15 protein-coding genes are annotated in these 22973 nt (G+C 33.6%); 8 read left to right on the forward strand and 7 right to left on the reverse strand.

Features of this window, described 5'->3' with window-relative positions; genetic code table 11:
- Positions 1-169: 169 nt before the first annotated feature.
- The 7 genes from ACEN92_RS09115 to ACEN92_RS09145 all read right to left on the reverse strand — a co-directional run bounded on the left by ACEN92_RS09115 (position 170) and on the right by ACEN92_RS09145 (position 11200).
- Positions 170-1189, reverse strand: a complete 1020-nt coding sequence (locus tag ACEN92_RS09115; RefSeq protein WP_495642055.1) for a porin — start codon at positions 1187-1189, stop codon at positions 170-172.
- Positions 1190-1767: 578 nt separating this feature from the next.
- On the reverse strand, positions 1768-2733 hold the full coding sequence (locus ACEN92_RS09120) for a glycoside hydrolase family 5 protein (RefSeq protein WP_495642056.1): 966 nt from the start codon (positions 2731-2733) through the stop codon (positions 1768-1770).
- Between the two features lie 8 nt (positions 2734-2741).
- Positions 2742-3974 carry a glycoside hydrolase family 27 protein gene (locus ACEN92_RS09125; RefSeq protein ID WP_495642057.1) on the reverse strand — a complete coding sequence of 411 codons (1233 nt, stop codon included), beginning with the start codon at positions 3972-3974 and terminating at the stop codon, positions 2742-2744.
- Positions 3975-4058: 84 nt separating this feature from the next.
- A complete protein-coding gene (locus ACEN92_RS09130; RefSeq protein ID WP_495642058.1) occupies positions 4059-5138 on the reverse strand; it encodes an IPT/TIG domain-containing protein in 1080 nt (359 codons plus the stop codon).
- 18 nt (positions 5139-5156) lie between these two features.
- Positions 5157-6797 (reverse strand): RagB/SusD family nutrient uptake outer membrane protein, encoded by a 1641-nt coding sequence (locus ACEN92_RS09135; protein WP_495642059.1) that lies wholly within the window; start codon positions 6795-6797, stop codon positions 5157-5159.
- Positions 6798-6811: 14 nt separating this feature from the next.
- A complete protein-coding gene (locus ACEN92_RS09140) occupies positions 6812-10006 on the reverse strand; it encodes a SusC/RagA family TonB-linked outer membrane protein (protein WP_495642060.1) in 3195 nt (1064 codons plus the stop codon).
- Between the two features lie 315 nt (positions 10007-10321).
- Complete coding sequence (locus tag ACEN92_RS09145) at positions 10322-11200, reverse strand: AraC family transcriptional regulator (protein WP_495642061.1); 879 nt, start codon at positions 11198-11200, stop codon at positions 10322-10324.
- Between the two features lie 305 nt (positions 11201-11505).
- On the opposite strand from ACEN92_RS09145, the gene ACEN92_RS09150 reads away from it, so the two are divergent.
- The 8 genes from ACEN92_RS09150 (at position 11506) to ACEN92_RS09185 (ending at position 22968) form a co-directional block, all read left to right on the forward strand.
- Positions 11506-12642, forward strand: coding sequence for a glycoside hydrolase family 26 protein (locus tag ACEN92_RS09150; RefSeq protein WP_495642062.1), 1137 nt, complete (start codon positions 11506-11508; stop codon positions 12640-12642).
- Between the two features lie 40 nt (positions 12643-12682).
- Positions 12683-14074, forward strand: coding sequence for an MFS transporter (locus ACEN92_RS09155; protein WP_495642063.1), 1392 nt, complete (start codon positions 12683-12685; stop codon positions 14072-14074).
- Positions 14075-14102: 28 nt separating this feature from the next.
- Positions 14103-15293: a glycoside hydrolase family 130 protein gene (locus ACEN92_RS09160; RefSeq protein ID WP_495642064.1), complete on the forward strand. Its 1191-nt coding sequence runs from the start codon at positions 14103-14105 to the stop codon at positions 15291-15293.
- 6 nt (positions 15294-15299) lie between these two features.
- Complete coding sequence (locus tag ACEN92_RS09165; protein WP_495642065.1) at positions 15300-16490, forward strand: AGE family epimerase/isomerase; 1191 nt, start codon at positions 15300-15302, stop codon at positions 16488-16490.
- Positions 16491-16528: 38 nt separating this feature from the next.
- Positions 16529-17554: a carbohydrate binding domain-containing protein gene (locus ACEN92_RS09170; protein WP_495642066.1), complete on the forward strand. Its 1026-nt coding sequence runs from the start codon at positions 16529-16531 to the stop codon at positions 17552-17554.
- 251 nt (positions 17555-17805) lie between these two features.
- Positions 17806-19533 (forward strand): alpha-L-arabinofuranosidase, encoded by a 1728-nt coding sequence (locus tag ACEN92_RS09175; RefSeq protein WP_495642067.1) that lies wholly within the window; start codon positions 17806-17808, stop codon positions 19531-19533.
- Positions 19534-19552: 19 nt separating this feature from the next.
- Complete coding sequence (locus tag ACEN92_RS09180) at positions 19553-20845, forward strand: glycoside hydrolase 5 family protein (RefSeq protein WP_495642068.1); 1293 nt, start codon at positions 19553-19555, stop codon at positions 20843-20845.
- Between the two features lie 137 nt (positions 20846-20982).
- Positions 20983-22968 carry a retaining alpha-galactosidase gene (locus tag ACEN92_RS09185; protein WP_495642069.1) on the forward strand — a complete coding sequence of 662 codons (1986 nt, stop codon included), beginning with the start codon at positions 20983-20985 and terminating at the stop codon, positions 22966-22968.
- Positions 22969-22973: the final 5 nt, after the last annotated feature.

The raw sequence follows: 22973 nt of genomic DNA on the forward strand, positions 1-22973 counted from the left end.
TATATTTTAGTTATTCACTTTTCTTTAAAGAAACTATCTTCAATAATTATATCAATAAAAAAGCTGCCAAAATTTATAAATTTTTGACAGCTTCCAAAAAAAAAAAAAAAATATCAATCTTTATCTCTAGAAAGAGTATGTTGTAACAATTATTAATCCAAGGATGATCTTAGAATCCGTAAACCAAAGCTAGAAGCACTTGAGAAGCAGATTTAGCAGGAGCCAAATCTGAATCTACGAACATAACTTCATCTGAATTAGAATCAAGTCTAAATTCTGGAATAATAGTCAAACCGTTTATTTTATAATTTCCTGACAAGGTAAGAGCCGTAACACTTGTATCTCCAGAGCCTTCTTTGGTTTTAAAGTATTCTCCACGCAATCCTAAAGCAAAAGCATCAGTGATGGCATAAGATGGATATAAAGCCGCTCCTGAATAACCAACATCACCTTCGTTTGAAAAATCAGCAGCGTTTAAACCTAATTTGAATTTTTCAGTTAATTGGAATGTTGCAGTCAAGTCAACAATAGTACCACTTACAGAGCCATCCATAAAATTCAGATAAGCACTCGCTTTATCAGTTACAAAAGATAATTGACCTCCTACAGCATTTAATCCTTTTTGTGAATCAGCTTTATAGGTATTCCAGGAGTCATTAAACACACCTACCATTACTCCAAATTTCTCCGTTATGGCGTAATTCGCTTTAACACCTGCATTCTGGAACGGTCCATTGGTAAACAAATAAGATGTAGAGTAGTGAAAGTTACCTACAGGAGAGATTACCTCATATCCAATAAATGTTCCCATATAACCTGCAGTCAAACTAAGTTTATCAGAAACTGCATAACTAGCATATAAATTTTGGATGTGGAATGAATTTCCATCAGTTCCATCACCATTTGGTATTGATTGATATTGCCCTCTTGGCCCAAAAGAAATTTCACCTACAAAAGACACATTTTTTATTTTTTTCTTCAATGCAATATCTAACATTCCTAAAGAAACAGAATTCTGATCTGTTCCAAAGCTTGTTGGGATATTACCAACTTTAGCAAAATCATATTTGTAATATAAATCCCCGGAACCTGAAATTTCTAAAGGAGTAGTTTCTGCTGGTGCATCATCTTGTGCAAATGCAAAACTTGTTGTTAAGGCTAATGATAAAATACATAATACTTTTTTCATGTGTAAATTGGTTTTTTAGTTATTAATTGATTCTGGTTAGTTAAATTTTTTATCTCTTATTATATATACGATTTTACTTTTGAACTTCAAATCCGTCTAAATTATTCTCATTTTCTTCAGCGAATTTATTAACTTTTGCATGAGTAAAAGAATCAAAATCTATTTTTTTGATGTTTTACAAGAAGAATTATGGATTACAAAAATTAAATTAAAAATAATCATTATTTCATATTAATACAGATTGCTTTTTAAAAATATAATAACTCATTTTTAATAGTTACCGTATAAAAATAAGGGTTATTCGAGACAAAAATATAAAAATATTCAAATAAATATATTTTAAAGTAAAATATTTAATCAATACCCCCGTAAAAATTAGGGGTAATCATTTATAGCTAAAAATAAAAAACAACAATTTCAAATAACGCAAAACTACATAAAACCATTATCAATAATTCTTACAAAGAAATAATATTCCATAAAACCCGCTCACAGTAGTGCTTTACATCATTTTAATAAATAAAAAGCCTGTCCACAAACTGAACAGGCTTTCATTCACACAATTAACAATCTCTCCTTTATTCTTGTGTATTGTATTTTCTTAAAAACTCACGAATCTTAATCCCTGATTCTTTTAAATCTTTTTCTTTCCAATTACCCTCAGACTTAGCTGACTTTTGCAATATAGAACAAGTCTCCTCTTTATCAGAAACTGACCATGTAATCCAGCTCAGCTTTCTGGCTTCCATCCAATCGATATATTCCTGCCAGGCCTGAAGATTTAAAGGTCCATCACCTGAGGCTTCCATTCCGGCTGATTCGGAAACAAAAACAGGAAGCCCGCTTTTTATCGCTGCATCTGTTCTGTCCCGTAACTCTTTGCCATGTGTTGCTGCATAAAAATGCATCGTATACATTATATTCTTATACCCCATTATTGGATCTGCAGCCGGAAGATCAATATCCTGATCCCAATGCGGGCAGCCTACCAAAATAATGTTATTTGGGTCGTTTTCTCTGATTACCTTAATTATTTCTTCGGCGTATGTTTTAACTTCCGACCATGATTCGTTATCCGGTTCATTAAAAACCTCGTAGATTATATTTGGATATTTAGCATACTTTTTAGACATCTCAGCAAAAAAGGCTTTAGCTTCAGTCAGATTAACGTTATGACTGTGCCAGTCTATAATTACATAAATATCTGATTTTATAGCTCCTTTTACAACAGTTTCAATTTTATCTTTTGAGAATTGCGGCTCCTTTATATAGGACATTTTGCCCAATTCAATTCCCATTGCTGCACGAACAATATTGCAATTAAAATCTTTCTTTAGCCAATTCACTGCTTTTTCGTTATAAAACCTTGACCACATACTATGCCATCCAAGGCTCATTCCGCGTAATACAACCGGGATATTATTTTTATCAACTAACTGAGTTCCCTGAACACTTAATTGCCCATGGTGTTTTACAAATTGCGCATTTGACACACCAAATACCAACAATAAGACAATCGTCAAAAATTCAACTTTTAACTTCATACTATTTTTTATGGAATTAATCTTAGTGTTACAGAATCATGAGAAGCAATGTCAGCAACAAAATTCTTTTTTGTAGTACCTGTTTCTTTGTTTTTCCAAAGATCTTTTAATTTGAAAACCTTTTTATTAAAATCAGCTTCGTAACCAAAATCCACATCTTTAATAGTGTATTTTTTCCAATCGAAATTGACTTTTTTCGCAGCATCACTTCTATTTAAAAAAGTAATCGCCCAATTTCCATCAGATAAAGGTTTTACCCAAACTTCTAAACCATCTTCAGCAGAATATTTAAAACCCTGAATTCCTAATTTATCCTGATTAACTGCAATTAATTCCTTGTTAGTTAAAATTGCCAATGTCTCTTTTGATATTTTTCTAAAATCATTCCCTGCAAAAAGCGGCGAAGCCATCATACACCACATAGCAAAATGTGATTTATCTTCAGTATCATTCATTTCATTTCCTACTTCCATCATATCAAAATCATTCCAATGATCCGGACCTGAATATTTGCGGATATCTTTTCGCATTTCTACAATTTTCATGAAACCCCAGGAAGACCAATTTTCCGGATGTTTAAATTCACAATCAAAACAAGGGTAAATATCTCCCGAGATCCTCCATAGATTTCCAACAGGCTTTCCCCATTCCCACGGCTGATTATCTCCCCACTCACAAAGACTAAAAACTATTGGTCTCCCTGCAGTTTTAAGCGCATTGCTCATTGTAGTATAAGCTTCTTTTGCTGTAATTCCCTGCGTGTTACACCAATCATATTTTAAGAAATCGATTCCTAATTTAGCATAAAAACGAGCATCCTGATATTCGTAACCACGAGTTCCCGGATAACCTGCACAGGTTTGTGTTCCTGCACAATTATACAAACCAAACTTCAAACCTTTGCTATGCACATAATCAATTACTGTTTTCATTCCGTTTGGAAATTTAACAGGGTCAGCAATCAAATCCCCGTTAACATCACGTTCTTTTGCCATCCAGCCATCGTCAAGCACAATATAATTGTAACCTGCTGCTACCATTCCGGACGAAACCATAATGTCTGCTGTTTCTTTTACTAATTTTTCATCGATACTTGTTCCAAAGGTATTCCATGAATTCCAACCCATTGGCGGCGTCATTGCCAAACCTTCAAATTTTCCTCCTGCCTGCGTATGTGTGTTTCCCTGACTGAAACCTAAAACTGAAATACCTAAAGCCAGTGTTAAAATTATTTTTTTCATTATTCTTAATTTAAAATATACTATAAAAAGAATTCCCTAATTTTTCAATTAGGGAATATCTTAAACTAACTCAAACCAAAAAATTTAAAATTTAAATCCTATATCGTCTACATATTGAGTAGAAGCAGTAGCATTATTAAAAAACACAATACTTGTTATTGATGCAGGAGCAGCTGCAAGTCCTAAATCTGCCCATTTGATAACATATTCAGCATATTTTCCATTAAGAGAAAAAGGTACTGGACTGCCCCAATTCCCTTGATTAATAATCATACCAATTGCACCAGGAGTACTAGCTTTCATTTGAAATCTTAGTCCTACAGCACCTGCGGGAACGGGTATTCCAGCTGAAAAATCTAATTGTAGCCCTGACCAAGCACTTATATCATACTTAATTGCTTTTGCACCTTGTGCAACCTCTGAAGCAGTTGTATTAACCAAATTAACATTATCAATACCCCAACCCCCTTGAGAATAAGCAGCATAAAATTTATCATCATAAATTGAACTACCAATTGCAGAAGCAGAAGTTGCAGTACCTGAAGCGTTTGTAACCGAAATGCTTCTATAGTTAGCATTTTCCGGGATTTTTATTACAATTTCATTCATAGTAGAAGAAACAATCGTAACAGGAACTTCCGGTAATGTTTCCGTTTTAGCAAGAGTTACAATTGGAGCTATAAAGTAATTACCCATAATCGTAATTTGGTCACCTTCTGCTCCATTCATAGCATTAAACCAATCAATAATAGGAAGCGGTGGTGCAATTATAAAATCATAAAGCACAGTACCCTTTTTAGTTACCAGTTTAATTTTATTAGAGGAATCAGCATAAGGCGTATTACCGTCAATCATTATAACGATATCAGTATCTGTTACATAAGTTGGTCGAAAATAAGTATCATAATCATTAAAATATACTTTCTGAGTAGAGAGTAATCCTTTTCCATGAATGATATAATAATTTTTCGGAATTCCAATTGTAACTGGATCTATTGGAAAAATCACTTTGTTTTCATCATAACCCGTACGCATTACCGACTCTATAACTGGGGCTGCACCAGAGCCGCCAGAAGAATCATCATTCGAGCATGAACTAAAAAACATTAAGGATAACATCAATGCAATACATGCTGTTAACGTAACAATTTTTATATTTTTCATTTTTTTTATTTTTTAAAATTATTTAAAAGTATACGGCGCTACTTCTGTCAATTTTGGATTTTTAATTAAATCATCTGACGGATAAGGCAATAAAAGGCTTGTTGCAGAAATTGATATATGTTTCTCATTATCTTTATCCCCTCTGTTTTGTCCCTCTAATATTTCTTTCGCTTTAGCAAAAGGCAAACGCCCTAAATCAAAGTAATAATCACCTTCACAAGCTAATTCTGCACGTCTTTCCTTGAATATATCATCAAAAGATATTGAAGCCTTAGGTAGTAAACCAGCTCTAACATGAACCGCATTAAACGCCTTAAGAGCTTGTGCATCACTAGTACTACCAGATTGCGAACCTAATATTGCTTCTGCATAAATTAATAACAATTCAGCATAACGCATTTGATAGGTATTCATACTACTTTCACCATTATTTACTTTATTAAATTTTCCTGTGATTGGTATATTTTCTTTTCCAATTACATATTTTTTTAATCCAGCACCAGAATTTTGAGCACCATTAAGTGTAGGATTAGCTGTAGTACCATCAGGTAAGAATGCTGACTTTGAATCAAATGTATACCCTAAAACATAAGGTGCACCTACAGCAAGTGTTGTTGCATACGTTAAATTTTCATAATAATCTCCATCAAGCATAAATGTTTCCTTTCTTCTTAAATCACCAGCTTCAAAAGCATTATGAATTAAATCCTGAGATGGAGCAATCTGAGCAGAATAAGTAGTCTCTACTAATCTATTCTCTGGAGCAAATGTTGTATTAGAGAAATTACCATCAAAATAACCACCTGTCCCTGTCCATTGCCATGCAAAGATAGATTCTTCGTTATTATTGTTTTTTTGTAAAAACAAATCAGCAAAAGATTTTGTAGGCAAATCTTCACCTCCTAATAATTTAAATTCTCCGCTATTAATTACATCTTGAGCCATCGCTTTAGCTAGATCATATTTTTTTTCATATAAATATACCTTTGCTAAAAATGCTTTTGCAGAACCACTAGAAACGTGAGCGTTTGCAGCATAATCAGAACCTCTAGTTTTTGTTCTCAAATTTGCAGCAGCAAATTTAAAGTCATTTTCTATAAATTTATAAACATCTTCAACTGGATTACTAGGAATAACAAAATTCTTAGAATAATCAGCATTGTTTTCGATAATAGGCACATTACCCCAAGTTCTCACTAAGAAGAAATAAGCAAAAGCTCTGATAAAATGTGCTTCTCCCAAAGCATTATTTAATGCTTCTTTACTAACATTTGGCCCCACACTGACAGGCAAACTGTTTATATAAGCATTAGAATTTGCGATAGCTCCAAAACATGATCTCCATGAATCAGAAATATAAGAGGCCGTATTGGTAAAACTTAAATCAGTAAATGTACCAAAATCATTATACGGACCTGCATACATATTACCAGAAATCACATCTGTAATCCCATAATACCCAGCCTTGTTCATATTAAACCATACTAAACCATACAAACCATTAGAGGCATTATCTAGTTTTAAGTCTGAGTCATAATAGTTACTTATAGTTGGTGTTCCCACTGGTGGTACATCAATAAAGTCCTGAGAACAAGAAGATGAAACCAACAATACCAAAGTTATAGCAATAGCACTGCTCCTTTTTATTATATTTTTCATAATATTAATACGTATTAAAATTCAACATTTAAACCTAAAGATATTTGTCTAGGCGTAGGGTAACGTCCATTATCAACACCTGACAACAATGCATCCTGGTTGTAAGAACCTACCTCAGGATCATAACCTGTGTATTTTGTAAAAGTGTATAGATTTTGTACCGTTGCATAAAATCTTAATCTAGATAATTTTATTTTTGAAATCAAATCAGACGGTAACGAATAACCAATAGTTACATTCTGAATTCTTAAATAAGAACCATCTTCAATAAAACGAGAAGATACTGCATTATTGATATTGTCATATTTTGATGGTGTCGGGTAAGCTCCATTTAAATTGTCAGCTGAATAAAAATCTGCAGCTTCACTTAAATAATTAACCCCAAGATTACTGTTCATTGTACCAGATGCTTTAGTTAAATTCATTAATTTATTTCCTGTAGTTCCCTGAAGAAAAATAGATAAATCAACATTTTTGTATTTGAAATTATTGGTAAATCCATAAGTTAATTTTGGATTTGGATTTCCAATTGGCACTAAATCTTTCGAATCAATAATACCATCATTATTTTGATCCTTATAAATTACATCTCCTTTTTTAAATTCTGGTAATAAGGAATTCGTTCCATTTTTCAAAGGTACATTAGTAGTACCCCCATTATTATGCCCATAAGCCAATAAATCATCATCTGTTCTATAAATACCTTCTGATTGATAACCATAAAAAGATCCAATTGGTAAACCTTCTACTGTTCTAGAAACAGTAACGGTATTATAGGCTAGGGTATTCATTGTTTTAACAATATTCAATCCTGCCATATCAGTAACTTCATTCACATATTTAGATAAATTCAAGCTAGCATTCCATGAAAAGTTTTGAGAAAAATTATGAGAGTACCCAAGTGCAACCTCAATACCTTTATTTCGCATACTTCCTAAATTAATATTCGGTGGATTTATACCCCCTTCATAATCACCCCCACCAGAAAGAAAATTTGGCAAAGGAAGTGAATACAAGAAGTTTTTAGAAACTTTATTATACACATCTACAGAAGCGGTAAGTTTAGAATCAAATAATGTAAAATCTAAACCTAAATTGGTTTGCTCCTGAGTTTCCCATTTTAAAGCGCTATTAGGTGTATTCGATGGTAAATAAGAATTCCCCATTGAACTAGTAACAGCATGCAAGTTAGAATCATATAAATTATTACCAATTTGATTGTTACCTGTTTGTCCCCAACCAAATCTAAATTTAATGTTATCAATATACTTTTTAGTATCTTCCATAAAAGTCTCATTAGAAAGCTTCCAAGAACCACCAACAGAACTAAAAACCCCCCATTTATTACCTACAATAAATTTAGAAGAACCATCTGCTCTAACTGCTGCAGAAACTCCGTATTTACCAGCATAATCATAAACTACCCTTCCTAAATAAGAAGATAATGTTTGCGATCCTTGGTATGGTTGTTGCGTTTTTGCTTGAGACAAATCAGAATCTGCTAGTAATTTATGATTATTATCCTTGAAACCCGTAGCATTAATATTATATCCTTCCCAATGTGCTCTATTAGACTCTTGTACTGCCAAAACTGTGAAGTTGTGTTTACCAATAGTATTTCTATAAGTAAGCATGTTTTTTAAGTTCCAAGAATTACCAGAAGATGGACTATAATCTAAAGTTGCATAATCTTTTACTGCGTTCCCTAGAGAATACATTGGATTAAAATTTTGGCTTAAATTATCATACATATAACCACCAGCCTCAAAACGATAATTTAACCCTTTTACTATATCAATTTGAGTGTAAAAATTTCCAGAATAATTTTTTCTAACCAATGTATTAGATCCTAATAAAGAAGTTGCAACAGGATTAACAAACGAACTTTGATTTCCTACAGGTCCAGAAAAAGATCCTGACAATTCTTGAACAGGAACATCTGGTGTAGCCGTTAATGAAGTAGCAACAACACCATTAAATTGACCATTTAAAGTTAATTTCTCATCTGTTAATGCACCACTTACATTCAGACCTACTTTTATAAATTTATTAACTTGAGCATCAATATTAGCTCTAAAATTATATCTTTTGAATCCAGACTCAATTACAATACCTTCTTGGTTCAATACCCCACCAGAAATATAATAATTAATACCATCTTTACCTCCTGAAAATGACAATTGATTTGAAGTCATAATTCCTGTTTCGTAAATAGCATCCTGCCAATCTGTTCCTTTTCCTAAAAGCTCAGGATGAGCAAATTCAGGACGAAGTTGTGTAGGATCATACACATTTGCTAAAGCATTTTGATGAGTTGCATATTGTTGCAAATTCATAGAAGGCAATTTTTTAGGCAAATTACTGAACGAATAAGAATGCTCATAAGTTAATTTTCCAGTACCTTTTTTACCGGATTTTGTAGTAACAATAACAACACCATTAGCACCACGTGAACCGTAAATAGCAGTAGCTGAAGCATCTTTAAGAATATCTATAGATTCAATATCATTAGGATTTAACATCGCTAATGGACTATAAGTAATATTACCAGAATTAGAAAAATTAGAATTTCCAGCTGCATTTCTTCCAGATGTAGATGAATTTCTAGCATCTCCAGAAATTGGCACTCCATCAATTACATATAAAGGCTCATTAGTACCAGTTAAAGATGAAGCTCCTCTAATTTTTACAGAAACATTCGACCCTGGCTCACCAGAATTATTACTTACAACAACACCAGCAGCCTTACCCTGCATCATCTGATCAAAGGAAGCAACCTTGATATTTTCGATATCTTTTGAACTGATACTGGAAATAGCACTGTTTACGTCCTTCCTTTTTTGAGTTCCATAACCAATTACAACTATATCTTTTAACTCTTCAGCACCCGATTTCAAAACAGCATTTACAGTTGTTTTACCATCTACCGCTATCCTTACAGTATTAAACCCAATAAATGAGAATTCTAAAGTTGCATTCGCCGGAGCATTAATAGAATATTTCCCGTCAAAATCAGTTGAAGCTGATATTCTCTGTCCTACGACAGAAATATTTGCTCCCGGGATAGATAATCCCTTCTCATCGGATACAGTTCCCGATATTTTAACCTGCGCAGTAATAATATTACTCGTAAGCAACAAAAACAAAATCAATGGAACCGCTCTGTGGTTAGCATTCCAATGAATAAAATTAGTCATTAGTTTTTTCATAATAAGTGTTGGTTAGTTTTAAATTGTTTTTTTTAATTATAATTCAGCAACAAAAAGAGTGATATTTATTCTTAAATTATTTTAACAAATCTATAACAGAAGGAAACATTAAATCGATAGTATTATATCATTTACTGATAATATTTTTACTATAATTGTCTAAAAAAACACATAACGAAATAAAATAGCTAAAAAATTACATTATTAACAACAACAACCAACAAACACTTATAAATCATAAAGAAAAGTTAACAAAACAGACAAAAGAAAACGATTTCGTTAAAAATAATATTTGTTTATGAAAAAAAAGTATCACTATAAAATACGTTTAAGTCCAGAAAAATCTTCCCTATATTGACTAGGCGTACAATTTTTAATAGCCTTAAAACTACGATTGAAATTTGCTATATTATTAAACCCGGATTTAAAAGCCACTTCAGACACACTCATGTCCTTTTCCACAAGCCAACGTGCAGCATATCCAATCCTAATATCATTGATATAATTCACAAAAGTTTTCCCGGTACGCTTTTTTATAAACCGATTAAATGAAATTATGGACATACTTGCTACATTAGCAGCATCCTCAAGCGTTATTTTACCTGTAAAATGCTTTTGAACATATTCATACACCAACTTCATCTTATCATAATCATCAAACGTATCATAATCAACCGTATAAGTAGAAAGCAATCTTTGATTTCTGGAATTAGCCAAATCATAAAGCAAGGAAGTGATTTCAAGAAAATAATCCATCCCATCTAATTTAGAAAGACTTATAAGTCTTGGCGTTAATTCTTCAGCTGTTTTCTTTGAAAAAAGAATGCCATGAATAGAACGATTAAACATATCCCGTATCGGGTTCATAATACGTCTGGAAAGCAGGGACTCATGAAATAAATCATTATGAAACTGAATCGTAATTTCATGTATTTTTTTACTGGTACATTTATTCAATTCCCATCCATGATATAAATTTGGCCCAATTAAAACGAGTTCAACATTATCAATTTCTTCAATATTATCACCTACAACACGCTTCACTCCTTTGCCATTCAAAATAAAATTGATCTCAAATTCCGGATGATAATGTACGGGAAAATCAAAACTATCCTTCACTCTGTCAAAAACCAAAAAACTATCTCCCGCAGAAAGCGGAGCAATTTCTCTATAAAAATTCTTAGTACTACTCATCTTTAAAAACACTATTTAGGAAGTAACATTCGTTTATCTTTTTGCAATAATATGATATATAATTGATAAAATAATATTAAATATACGACAAACATAGATATATCTTTGAAAAATAGAATTATAGATTTTACAAAAAGTATATTAATAATAAACATTAATCGTTTTTAATACAACTTCTTTTTATAGTTTTAATAATTTTAAAGCAAAAAAAGCTCTAAATTTTCTATAGGAAAAATAAGCTCTTTTTAATTGTTATCAATTTAAAGATCTAATTCACATTGCACTCAAAAACAACAAGATTCAAAATGAAAAGAAACATATTAACTTTAATGATGTCAGTATTTATAGGAACTTCCTGTTCTGCGAAAAATATTGTTACTAATAGTAATTTGTCAATTTCAGATAAAGAAGCAACACCTGAAACTGTTTCGCTATATAAAAAACTCAATCGATTATCTCAAAAAGGATATCTTTTTGGTCATCAGGACGATCTTGCGTATGGTGTTAACTGGAAATATGAAGATAAAAGAAGTGATATAAAAGATGTGGCTGGAGATTATCCTGCTGTCTATGGCTGGGATATTGCAGGTTTAGAAAAAGATGATGCTAAAAATATTGATGGTGTTCCTTTTGACAAAATGAAGCAATATATAAAGGAAGCAAACGAAAGAGGCGGAATTTCGACAATAAGCTGGCATTTTGACAATCCTGCCACAGGAAAAAATGCCTGGGACAACACACCAAATTCATTAAAGACGATTTTACCGGACGGCGAAAACCACAAAAAATTCACTAATTGGCTGGATAAAGCTGCAAATTTCTTTTTGTCCTTAAAAGATGAAAAAGGAAAAAATATCCCAATCCTCTTCAGACCTTATCATGAACTTACCGGCGGCTGGTTTTGGTGGGGAAAAGGAAATTGTACCCCTGAAGAATTCAAATCTTTATGGAAATTTACTTTCGAATATCTACAGAAAAAAGGAGTGCATAACTTAATTTATGTATACAATACAGGAAGTTTTAGTACTGAAACTGAATTTCTGGCTAATTATCCCGGTGATAATTATGCAGATATTCTCAGCTTTGACAGCTATCAGAATGGTGAAGATAAAAATGGGGAAAAGTTTATTGCTGAAATTCAAAATCAATTTAAAATATTGAACGAAATTGCCCGGAAAAAACATAAACTTATGGCTCTGGCCGAAGCAGGCTATGAAGCTGTTCCCGACCCAAAATGGTGGACCGGAACTTTATCTAAAGCTATTGGAGACTATAAAATTTCTTATGTATTATTATGGAGAAATCATGGCTGGCAGGAAAAAGAGCAAAAAATGCATTATTATGCCCCATTTTCTGGTCAGATAAGCGAAAAAGATTTTGTTGATTTCTATAATTTAGACAAAACTTTATTTGAAAAAGACATTAAAAAAGTATTAAAATAAATTGCCCAAATCTATAACCACAACCTTTAAAAAAAACCTGATGCACGACAAAATTAGTTTAAAAGAAAAAATAGGTTACGGCCTTGGAGATGCAGCCTCTTCAATGTTCTGGAAAATATTCAGTATGTATCTTTTATTTTTCTATACCGATGTTTTCGGATTGGCGCCTGCTATAGTAGGAACCATGTTTTTAATTACCAGAATCTGGGATTCCTGTTTTGATCCTATTGTCGGAATTATAGCAGACAGAACAAAAAGCAAATGGGGAAAATTCAGGCCTTATTTATTATGGGTTGCAATACCTTTTGCAGTAATCGGGGTATTAACTTTTTACACGCCTGATTTTGATGAAAAAGGAAAAATAATCTACGCCTACGTTACCTACTCGGCAATGATGATGATTTATTCATTAATCAATGTCCCATATGCATCACTTTTAGGTGTAATGTCGTCTGACAGAAAAGAAAGAAATACACTTTCATCCTACCGAATGGTTTTTGCTTTTGGAGGAAGTCTTTTGGCTCTTTGGTTAATTGAACCTTTAGTAAATTATTTCGGCGGAAGCTTAAACTCAAAAACAGGCTGGCTGGCAACAATTTCAGTATTCGGAGTTATGACTACAGCTTTTTTCTGGGGTTGTTTTTTCTTCACAAAAGAAAGAGTAAAACCAATTTCTGATGAACAAACTAACTTAAAAGAAGACCTGAAAGATCTATTAAAAAATAAACCATGGTGGATTTTACTTGGGGCAGGAATTGGAGCTTTAGTATTCAACTCTATCCGTGATGGTGCAGCCGTTTACTATTTTAAATATTATGTCAGCAGCAGTATCAACTTTGATTTTTCACTTTTCGGAACTGATTTTCATATGACCCCTACCTCCATTTATTTAGTTTTAGGGCAAGCAGCAAATATTATCGGAGTTATCATTGCTACACCAATTGCAAATAAAATTGGTAAAAAGAAAACGTTTTTTGGCGCAATGGCATTAGCAGCAATTTTGAGCCTGATTTTCTATTTCTTCGGAAAAGAAGATATTTCTCTTATCATGGGTTTCCAGGTTCTAATCAGTATTTGTGCAGGCTGCATTTTTCCATTAATCTGGTCAATGTATGCTGACAGTGCAGATTACTCAGAGTGGAAACAAGGACGGAGAGCAACTGGTTTAGTTTTTTCAGCTTCATCAATGTCACAAAAATTCGGATGGACAATTGGCGGAGCAGGAACAGGATGGCTATTGGGTTATTATGGTTTCCAGGCCAATGTTGAGCAAACCGCTGTTACCCAAAACGGAATTCAATTAATGTTAAGCATACTTCCTGCAATCGCAGCAATTATATCAGTCATTTTTATTTTGTTCTATCCTTTATCTGAGGAAAAATTACAAACAATAGAACAAGATTTAAACGAAAAAAGAGATCTGACAAATTAAAATACATATTTAGAAATCGATTCATATTATGGCAACAATAACAACTTCAACTATATTTCAAGATAGAAAAGTAGCATTAGAAAAAGAACATAAAGCCCTTTTAGAGCAAAAAAACGAGCCTCAAAACACAATAGGTAATGGAATTTACCAACGTTACAAAAACCCTGTGGTTACTGCTGCACATGTTCCGTTAAACTGGCGTTTTGATTTAAACGAAAAAACAAATCCATTTTTGCAGGAGCGTATCGGAATGAACGCTGCCTTTAATGCGGGTGCAATAAAATGGAATGACAAATATTTACTGGCCGTTCGTGTTGAAGGCATTGACCGTAAATCTTTTTTTGCTATTGCAGAAAGTCCAAACGGAATAGATAATTTTCAATTTTGGGAAAAACCATGCGTTATTCCTCAAACCGAAGTACCTGATACAAATGTATATGACATGCGTTTGATTAACCATGAAGATGGCTGGATTTATGGTATTTTTTGTACAGAAAGAAAAGATCCGAAAGCACCAAAAAGCGATACAAGTTCTGCTATAGCCAATGCAGGAATTGTACGTTCAAAAGATTTGGTAAACTGGGAAAGACTGCCTGACTTAATTTCGAATACAGGCCAACAACGAAATGTTGTTTTGCATCCGGAATTCGTAAATGGCAAATATGCTTTATACACACGCCCGCAAGATGGTTTTATTGATGTTGGAGCTGGTGGCGGAATTGGTTTAGGTTATGTCGATGATATGACAAACCCGGTTGTAAAAGACGAAAAAATCATCTTCGGGAAACAATATCATACTATTTACGAATTAAAAAACGGTCTTGGCCCCGCTCCTATCAAAACCGAAAAAGGCTGGCTGCATTTAGCACATGGCGTTCGAAATACTGCTGCCGGTCTTCGTTATACTTTATATATGTTTATGACTGACTTAAATGACATTACAAAAGTAACGCACGTTCCGGCAGGTCATTTTATGGGACCTGAAGACATTGAAAGAATTGGAGATGTATCGAATGTATTATTTTCAAACGGATGGATTGAAGATACTGACGGAACTGTTTATGTATATTACGCTTCATCTGATACGAGAATGCATGTTGCGGTTTCATCGGTAGCAAAACTTGTTGATTATGTAACTAATGCACCATCGGATACTTTTATATCTGCAGGTTCTGTAAATACAATTATCGACCAAATTGAAAAAAATAATTCAATTTAATACATCGTGTCAGCAAAACTAAAGCAACTTAAAACCGAGTTATCTAATGAACTGGATTCTATTTTAAATTATTGGTCAAAAAACACGATCGATATTCAAAATGACGGTTTCATTGGCCAGATAGATTATAATGAAGAAGTCATTCCTGATGCTGAAAAAGGTTCCGTTTTAAATGCAAGAATTTTATGGTCATACTCTTCAAGCTATCAGGTTACCAAAAATGAAGAGCATAAAAAAATGGCGGGACGGGCTTTCGAATTCCTTTCAAAGTATTTTTATGATGCTGAATTTGGAGGTTTATTTTGGAGTATCAATGTTGATAAAACGCCAAAAGACACTAAAAATCAAATTTATGCTTTGGCCTTTGCTATTTATGGATTGTCAGAATATTATGCCATTTCTAAAGATGATAAAGCGTTGGCAATAGCCATTAATTTATATTTAAAAATACAAAAACACAGTTATGACCCTGTAAATAAAGGCTATTTAGAAGCTTTTACAAGAGATTGGCAGCCTATTGAAGATTTGCGTCTGAGTGCCAAAGATGCAAATGAAAAGAAAACAATGAATACGCATTTGCATATCATCGAAGCATATGCAAATTTGTTTAAAGTCTGGAAAGACAAAGCACTACATAATGACATTATCGAATTGCTGCAAACCATAGAAAAATATTTCATTAATACAGAAACAGGGCATCTGCATTTGTTTTTTGATGAAAACTGGACTGAAAAACCGGATGTCATTTCGTATGGACATGATATCGAAGCCGGGTGGCTTTTATTGCAATGTGCAGAAATTTCAGAAGACGAAACCCTGATTGCCAGTTATAAAAAACATGCAGTACAGATAGCAGAAGCTACCAAAGAAGGATTAGATGCCGACGGAGGTTTATGTTATGAATTTGATCCTGAAAAGAATGAGTTAATTGCCGAAAAACATTGGTGGGTCCAGGCCGAAGCCTTAATTGGTTTTTATAACGCTTATCAATTAACCGGAGATGAAAATTATCTGGACATCATTTTTAAAAACTGGAATTTTATAAAAACCCACATAATCGATTCTAAAAACGGAGAATGGTTCTGGGGTGTTTATCGTGATCATTCTTTGATGGAAAAAGACAAAGCCGGTTTTTGGAAATGTCCGTATCATAACAGCCGCGCCTGTTTAGAGCTTATTCAAAGAATCAGACTTTAAACTTTATAAATTATTTATTGCATTAAAAAACAACGATTATGAAACAAATCTTTTTCTTTAGTTTATTATTTTTTAGTGCAATAAGCAATGCACAAATCAATTTAGTTAAAAATGGTGGTTTTGAATCTGAAACAACAAATTGGCGTGGAGATGTCGGAACTATTTCTCCTTATGACAAAAAAACAGGTCAAAATAGTGTTGTCATCAATCAGTTTGCAGGTGCAGAATGGAAATCGATAGACCAAATTATGACAATTCCGAAAAACACCTATGCCATAACATTTAGTGCCTGGGTAAAAGCAGATCAGATTGAAACTGGCAAAGAAGCTTATAACGCCGGTCTTATGGTTGCAGAATTTACAAATGGAGCCGAAAAAAAAATCACTTCAGAAAATATTGCCCAAATAATAGGAACTACACCGTGGATCAATTACAAAAAAACTATTCTGGTTCCTGAAAAAGCACAAAAAATAAGAATAATGCTGGCTTTGGCGCAAACAAACGGTTCAATATTTTTTGATGACGTAAAAGCTATTGCACTTTCCGAAGAAGATTATTTTAGATTAAATCCGATAATTACAGTTGCGGAGGGTCAAAAAATAATCACAAATGTAAAACAGTTTTCAAACGGAAATTTTGAAGAACTCTTAAATTCCTGGAGCGGACCCGGAATAATTACTACAACAGATAAAAAAGAAGGTAATTCGGCTGTAGAAATAATTTCAAAAACTCCCGAATGGAACGCCATTTATCAGGCAGCCCCAATTAATGAAGAAAATAGAGTTATAGAAGTTTCAGGCTGGCTAAAAGCAACAGATATCCAACAAGGCAAAGAAGTCTGGAATAAAGGCATGTTTATTATTGAATTTAAAAAAGACGAAACCACTAAAGCATCCGAGGACCAGACAATAGGAACTATAACCGGTACAACTGACTGGACCTTTTTTAAAAAATCTTTTCAAATTCCGTACGGAGCAAAAGAATACCGAATTATAGTCGCAATGAGTGCTTGTACCGGAACCTTATTTGCTGATGATATTCAGGTTAAACTCACTAAGAATTAGACTTAAACTAACCAAAACTTAAACTAACTAAAAAATTAAAAATGAAAACATTTTTCTAAAAACAGCTTTATCAGCTTTACGCTTTTAACATTTACTAACCTTTCTCAGAACAGATAGTTAGCGACCACGGTTATTTTGTTCCAAATGGCTCTGTTTCCAACACTTCTGATTTTAAAACATATAGTACAAAAACGAAATCGGCTTTGGTAAATTCTTTGCCAAAAATGTACGAATTACCTAAATAATCAAAGATGAAAAAATTAATCCTCGTAACAGTCAGTATTCTTTTATTACAACTTTCATCTTGCTCAAAACAAGACGATAATTCTCCTGACCCAACACCAACGCCGGAAGATCCTGTAATAAAACCACAAACAGATCCTTCAGTATCAAATACAATTGGTTTTTTTCTGGATAATTGGACATCTAAAAGCTTAACGTCTCCAACCAATTATACGGTTGCTGCAGTTCCTGAAACAACAACTTCTACTGTTACCATTGATTATGCCAATGTAATTACTAAAATTCCCAGCTCCATTTACGGAAACAATGCCAATTTATGGTCCGGAAAAATGATTACCAATACAACTCTGGTAAATGACATAACAAATCTGAAACCTAATATCATCAGATTTCCCGGCGGAAGTATTAGCGATGTTTATTTTTGGAATGCGTTAAATGCTCCTTCAACAGCTCCTTCAAAATTAATAAAAGCCGATGGTACTGAAGTAGAATCCGGATTTTGGTATGGTAAAAATGATGGTGACTGGACGATTTCATTAGATAATTATTATCAGCTTTTGCAATCAACCAACAGTAAAGGAATTATTACTGTAAATTATGGTTATGCCAGATATGGAACTGGTGTAAATCCTGTTGCAGATGCTGCAAAACTAGCGGCAGACTGGGTAACTTATGATAATGGAAGAACACAATATTGGGAAATTGGCAATGAGGTGTATGCCGATTGGGAAGCAAGTTACAGAATCAACACAGCAAACAATAAAGATGGGCAGCCTGAACTTTTAAACGGAAAATTATATGCCGAACATTTTAAAATAATAGCAGCAGCCATGCGTACAGCTGCGGCAGCGGTTGGAAACACAAACATCAGGATTGGAGCTATAATGGTCGAAAATACTCCTGCCAGCTATGTGCCTGATTGTTATAAAACATGGAATAATAAATTGCTCAGCAACATCAATGGGAGTGCCGATTATTATGTGATTCATAATTATTACACCAATTATAATACAAATGCCCCTGCAGCAGAAATTTTAGAAACCCCTAAAAAAGTAACTGCCGAAATGATGACTTTTTGCAAAAATGAATTAACTGCAACAAGTAATGAAATCAAACCTTTTGCATTAGATGAATGGAATATTTTCTCAACCGGAAGCAAACAGCAGGTTTCGCATATAAACGGAATGCACGCAGTTTTGATTTTGGGAGAAGTTTTAAAAAACAAAATTGGCCTTGCTGCCCGTTGGGATTTAGCAAATGCCTGGGAAAACGGAAATGATCACGGAACATTTAGCAACGGGGACGAACCAAACATCCCTAAAGGCACACCCCGACCGGCATTCTACCACATGTATTATTTTCAAAAATATATGGGAGATCGTTTGATCGAAGCCAATAAAGATGCTAACGGAAATTATGAAGTGTATGCCTCCTCATTTTCTGATGGAAAAGCAGGTCTGGCCTTTGTAAATAAAGCAACAACTCCAATTAGCATAAAAGTAAAACTTAACAATTTCCTTACCGGAAAAAGAATGTTTTGGTACACTTTAGTTGGTGATACAGATAATGGTGAATTTTCAAGAAAAGTAATTATAAACGGAGCCGGTCCAACTTTAGTAGCAGGAGGACCAACTAATTACGCTTCCTTAAAACCATTTTCAGCAGAAACGACAAAAGGAACAAATATAACTTTGCCAGCCCGTTCATCTGTTTTTGTTGTTATTGAAAAAAAATAAATTATCAATTTATAAAACCATGAAAAATTCTATTTCAAAATTAATTATGCTTGTCTTTTGCCTGGCGAATTTAAATAGTCAGGCACAAAAACAGCTTCCAAAAATTACCGTAAAAGGAACGCAATTTTATAAAGGTGATACGCCATATTCATACATTGGAACAAATTATTGGTATGGAAGTTTACTGGCTTCAAAAAAAATTGGGGATCGTAAAAGATTACTTCGCGAACTTGATTTAATGAAAAAAAACGGTATTGACAACTTACGTATCCTCGTTGGTGCTGATGGCGGAAAATATGATTTTACAGTTCGTCCGGCACTACAATATGAGCAGGGAAAATATGACGAAGATTTACTTGATGGTCTGGATTTCCTTATTAATGAAATGAACAAGCGCAAAATGTACGCAGTTTTGTATTTGACAAACAACTGGGAATGGTCAGGCGGAATGTCGCAGTATTTGGAATGGAATGGCAAGGGGCCAGTTCCTGTTCCGGCAATCGCACCAAATACCTGGCCTCAATTCATGTCATATACGGAGCAATTCCATAGCTGTGAACCTTGTATGGAAGCTTTGAATAACCATGTGAAGTTTATTATTGGCAGAACAAACTCTTATTCTAAAAAGAAATATACAGAAGACAACACGATAATGGCTTGGCAGGTTGGTAATGAGCCTAGACTTTTTACTGTAGAAAATGAAGCAAAATTTACAGCCTGGCTAAATAACATTGTGGATTTAATTGATAGTTTAGACAAGAATCATTTGATTTCTACAGGTTCAGAAGGATTAAACAGCTCAAATGACATCATAGAAATTTTTGAGAGAACACATCAAAATCCGAATATCGATTATTTAACGATGCACATCTGGCCAAAAAACTGGAATTGGTTCAAGGCGGATAATGCCGAAAAAACGTTACCGACAACTTTAGAAAATGCCGGAATTTATATCGACAAACATGTAAAAGTAGCCAATAATTTAAAACGTCCCATTATCATTGAAGAATTTGGTTTGCCAAGAGAAAATGAGAGCTTACTAAATAGTTCATCTGTTGCAAACAGAGATGTTTTTTACAACTATATCTTTAGCAGGGTTGCAGAAAGTGTAGCTAATAAAGGGCCCTTGCAGGCAGCGAATTTTTGGGGTTTTGGCGGTGAAGGAAAACCGGTAAACGAAACTGGAAAATGGAATCCCGGCGATCCTTTAACAACTGACCCTCCGCAGGAACCACAAGGACTAAATTCGGTTTTTTCATCTGATAAGTCGACTTTAAAAATCATAAAAAAATACAATTGTAAACTAAAGTAAATCTTAGTTTAAAAAAACATTTAACCATATAAGTTATGTAAGTTTCATTTGAGAGGACAGCTTAAATAAATTTATAAAATATACTTTATAACTCGTATGGTTAATTAAATTTGCCATTATACTCAAATAACCGAATAATGAAAAAAGGAATATTTTTTGCTTTAGCACTGCTTTTTTTTAATGTCTCATTTTCACAGGAAGCCCAGAAAGACTTTGTTGTAACATCTCCTAACGGAAAAATTAAGGTCAGCATTTTAGTCAACGAAAAAATAACATGGTCAGTCCTGCATGAAAAAAATCAAATTCTGGCACCTTCCTCTATTTCAATGACTTTAGATCAAAATGAAGTTTTAGGAAAAAATGCTTTGGTTTTGAATTCAAAAAGAGAAAAAGTAAATACTTCATTTGAATCTCCTTTTTACAAAAAAAGCACAATAAAGAATCAGTACAATCTCCTGCTTTTAAATTTCAAAAATGGATTCAGCATTGAATATCGTGTTTTTGATGATGGTGCCGCCTATCGGTTCCTAACACAAAAGAAAAAAGACATTACGGTTAAATCAGAAGAAGTTACTTTAAATTTTGACCAGGATTACAATACTTTAATGCCGTATGTGCGTGATTTGAGAAATCCAAAAGACCCCTGTATTTCTTCGTTTGAAGCACATTATGAAAACAAAAAAATCAGCGAATTTGCGAAAGATACGTTAGCTTTTCTACCCTTTTTAATTGATTTTAAAAACCATAAAAAAGCGGTTTTTCTTGAAGCCAGTCTTCAGGATTATCCGGGATTATTTGTAACTAATAATGCTTCGAAATCCGGATTTCAATCCCATTTTTCCAAATATCCATTGCAGGAAAAAAACGGAGGTTTCAATAATATCAACCTGCTTATTACAGAAAGAGCTGATTATTTAGTCAAAACAAAAGGAACGCGAAGTTTCCCCTGGAGAATTCTTGTTATATCTGAAAGCGACAAAGACTTAGCCAATAACGATATGGTTCAGAAATTATCCGAGCCAGCAAAAATCAAAGATATCAGCTGGATTAGACCCGGAAAAGTAGCCTGGGACTGGTGGAACGACTGGAACATTTATAATGTTGATTTTAAAGCCGGAATTAATACAGAAACTTATAAATACTACATTGATTTTGCCTCAAAAAACAAAGTTGAATATGTGGTTTTGGATGAAGGCTGGAGCCTTGAAGATGACATAATGAAACATAGCCCGAACGTAGATTTGGAAGCTTTAATCGCATACGGAAAAGAACATAATGTGGGTATTATTTTATGGAGTTCCTGGATGGCTTTGACAAAAAACACTGAAGGCATTTTAAAGAATTATGCTAATTTAGGAGTCAAAGGTTTCAAAGTTGATTTCATAGATCGTGATGATGCCAAAATGGTAAATTCGGTTTATGATATTGCTCAAAAAGCAGCAGACAATCACTTGCTAATAGATTTTCATGGCATGTATAAACCTACCGGAATTCAGCGTACTTTCCCGAATATACTAAATTTTGAAGGCGTAAAAGGTTTAGAGAATAATAAATGGACACCAAATGATGATGTTCCGACTTACGATTGTTCTATTCCGTTTATCCGAATGATGGCCGGTCCAATGGATTATACGCCGGGTGCTATGCGAAATGCAACAAAAAGCGAATTCAAACCAAGTAATGCAAATCCGGTAAGTCAGGGAACAAGATGTCATCAATTGGCACTTTACACTATTTTTGAAGCGCCTTTACAAATGATGGCTGATAGTCCTACGGCTTATATGAAAGAACAGGAAAGCACTGATTTTATTGCCAAAACTCCAACGACTTTTGATGAAACTGTGGCAATAGATGGCGAAGTTGGCAAGTTTGTAGCATTGGCAAGAAGAAAAGCTTCAACATGGTATTTAGGAGCAATTACGAATTGGGACTCCAGAGATATAACAATTGATTTTTCATTCCTCGAAAAAGGCAAAAAATACGAAGCTGAAATTTTCTCAGACGGAATAAATGCTGATAAAGCTGCAGTAGATTATAAAAGAGAAATTATAACCGTAGATTCAACTACAAAATTAAAATATCACTTAGCAAGCGGCGGTGGATTGGCTGCTGTTATAAAATAAAAATT

The sequence above is a fragment of the Flavobacterium sp. Flavsp81 genome (assembly GCF_059491325.1).

Excerpts from the sequence above, each read along its gene's own strand:
- ACEN92_RS09115 (WP_495642055.1), bottom strand. The coding sequence starts at position 1,189 with ATGAAAAAAGTATTATGTATTTTATCATTAGCCTTAACAACAAGTTTT.
- ACEN92_RS09120 (WP_495642056.1), bottom strand. The coding sequence starts at position 2,733 with ATGAAGTTAAAAGTTGAATTTTTGACGATTGTCTTATTGTTGGTATTT.
- ACEN92_RS09125 (WP_495642057.1), bottom strand. The coding sequence starts at position 3,974 with ATGAAAAAAATAATTTTAACACTGGCTTTAGGTATTTCAGTTTTAGGT.
- ACEN92_RS09130 (WP_495642058.1), bottom strand. The coding sequence starts at position 5,138 with ATGAAAAATATAAAAATTGTTACGTTAACAGCATGTATTGCATTGATG.
- ACEN92_RS09135 (WP_495642059.1), bottom strand. The coding sequence starts at position 6,797 with ATGAAAAATATAATAAAAAGGAGCAGTGCTATTGCTATAACTTTGGTA.
- ACEN92_RS09140 (WP_495642060.1), bottom strand. The coding sequence starts at position 10,006 with ATGAAAAAACTAATGACTAATTTTATTCATTGGAATGCTAACCACAGA.
- ACEN92_RS09145 (WP_495642061.1), bottom strand. The coding sequence starts at position 11,200 with ATGAGTAGTACTAAGAATTTTTATAGAGAAATTGCTCCGCTTTCTGCG.
- ACEN92_RS09150 (WP_495642062.1), top strand. The coding sequence starts at position 11,506 with ATGAAAAGAAACATATTAACTTTAATGATGTCAGTATTTATAGGAACT.
- ACEN92_RS09155 (WP_495642063.1), top strand. The coding sequence starts at position 12,683 with ATGCACGACAAAATTAGTTTAAAAGAAAAAATAGGTTACGGCCTTGGA.
- ACEN92_RS09160 (WP_495642064.1), top strand. The coding sequence starts at position 14,103 with ATGGCAACAATAACAACTTCAACTATATTTCAAGATAGAAAAGTAGCA.
- ACEN92_RS09170 (WP_495642066.1), top strand. The coding sequence starts at position 16,529 with ATGAAACAAATCTTTTTCTTTAGTTTATTATTTTTTAGTGCAATAAGC.
- ACEN92_RS09175 (WP_495642067.1), top strand. The coding sequence starts at position 17,806 with ATGAAAAAATTAATCCTCGTAACAGTCAGTATTCTTTTATTACAACTT.
- ACEN92_RS09180 (WP_495642068.1), top strand. The coding sequence starts at position 19,553 with ATGAAAAATTCTATTTCAAAATTAATTATGCTTGTCTTTTGCCTGGCG.
- ACEN92_RS09185 (WP_495642069.1), top strand. The coding sequence starts at position 20,983 with ATGAAAAAAGGAATATTTTTTGCTTTAGCACTGCTTTTTTTTAATGTC.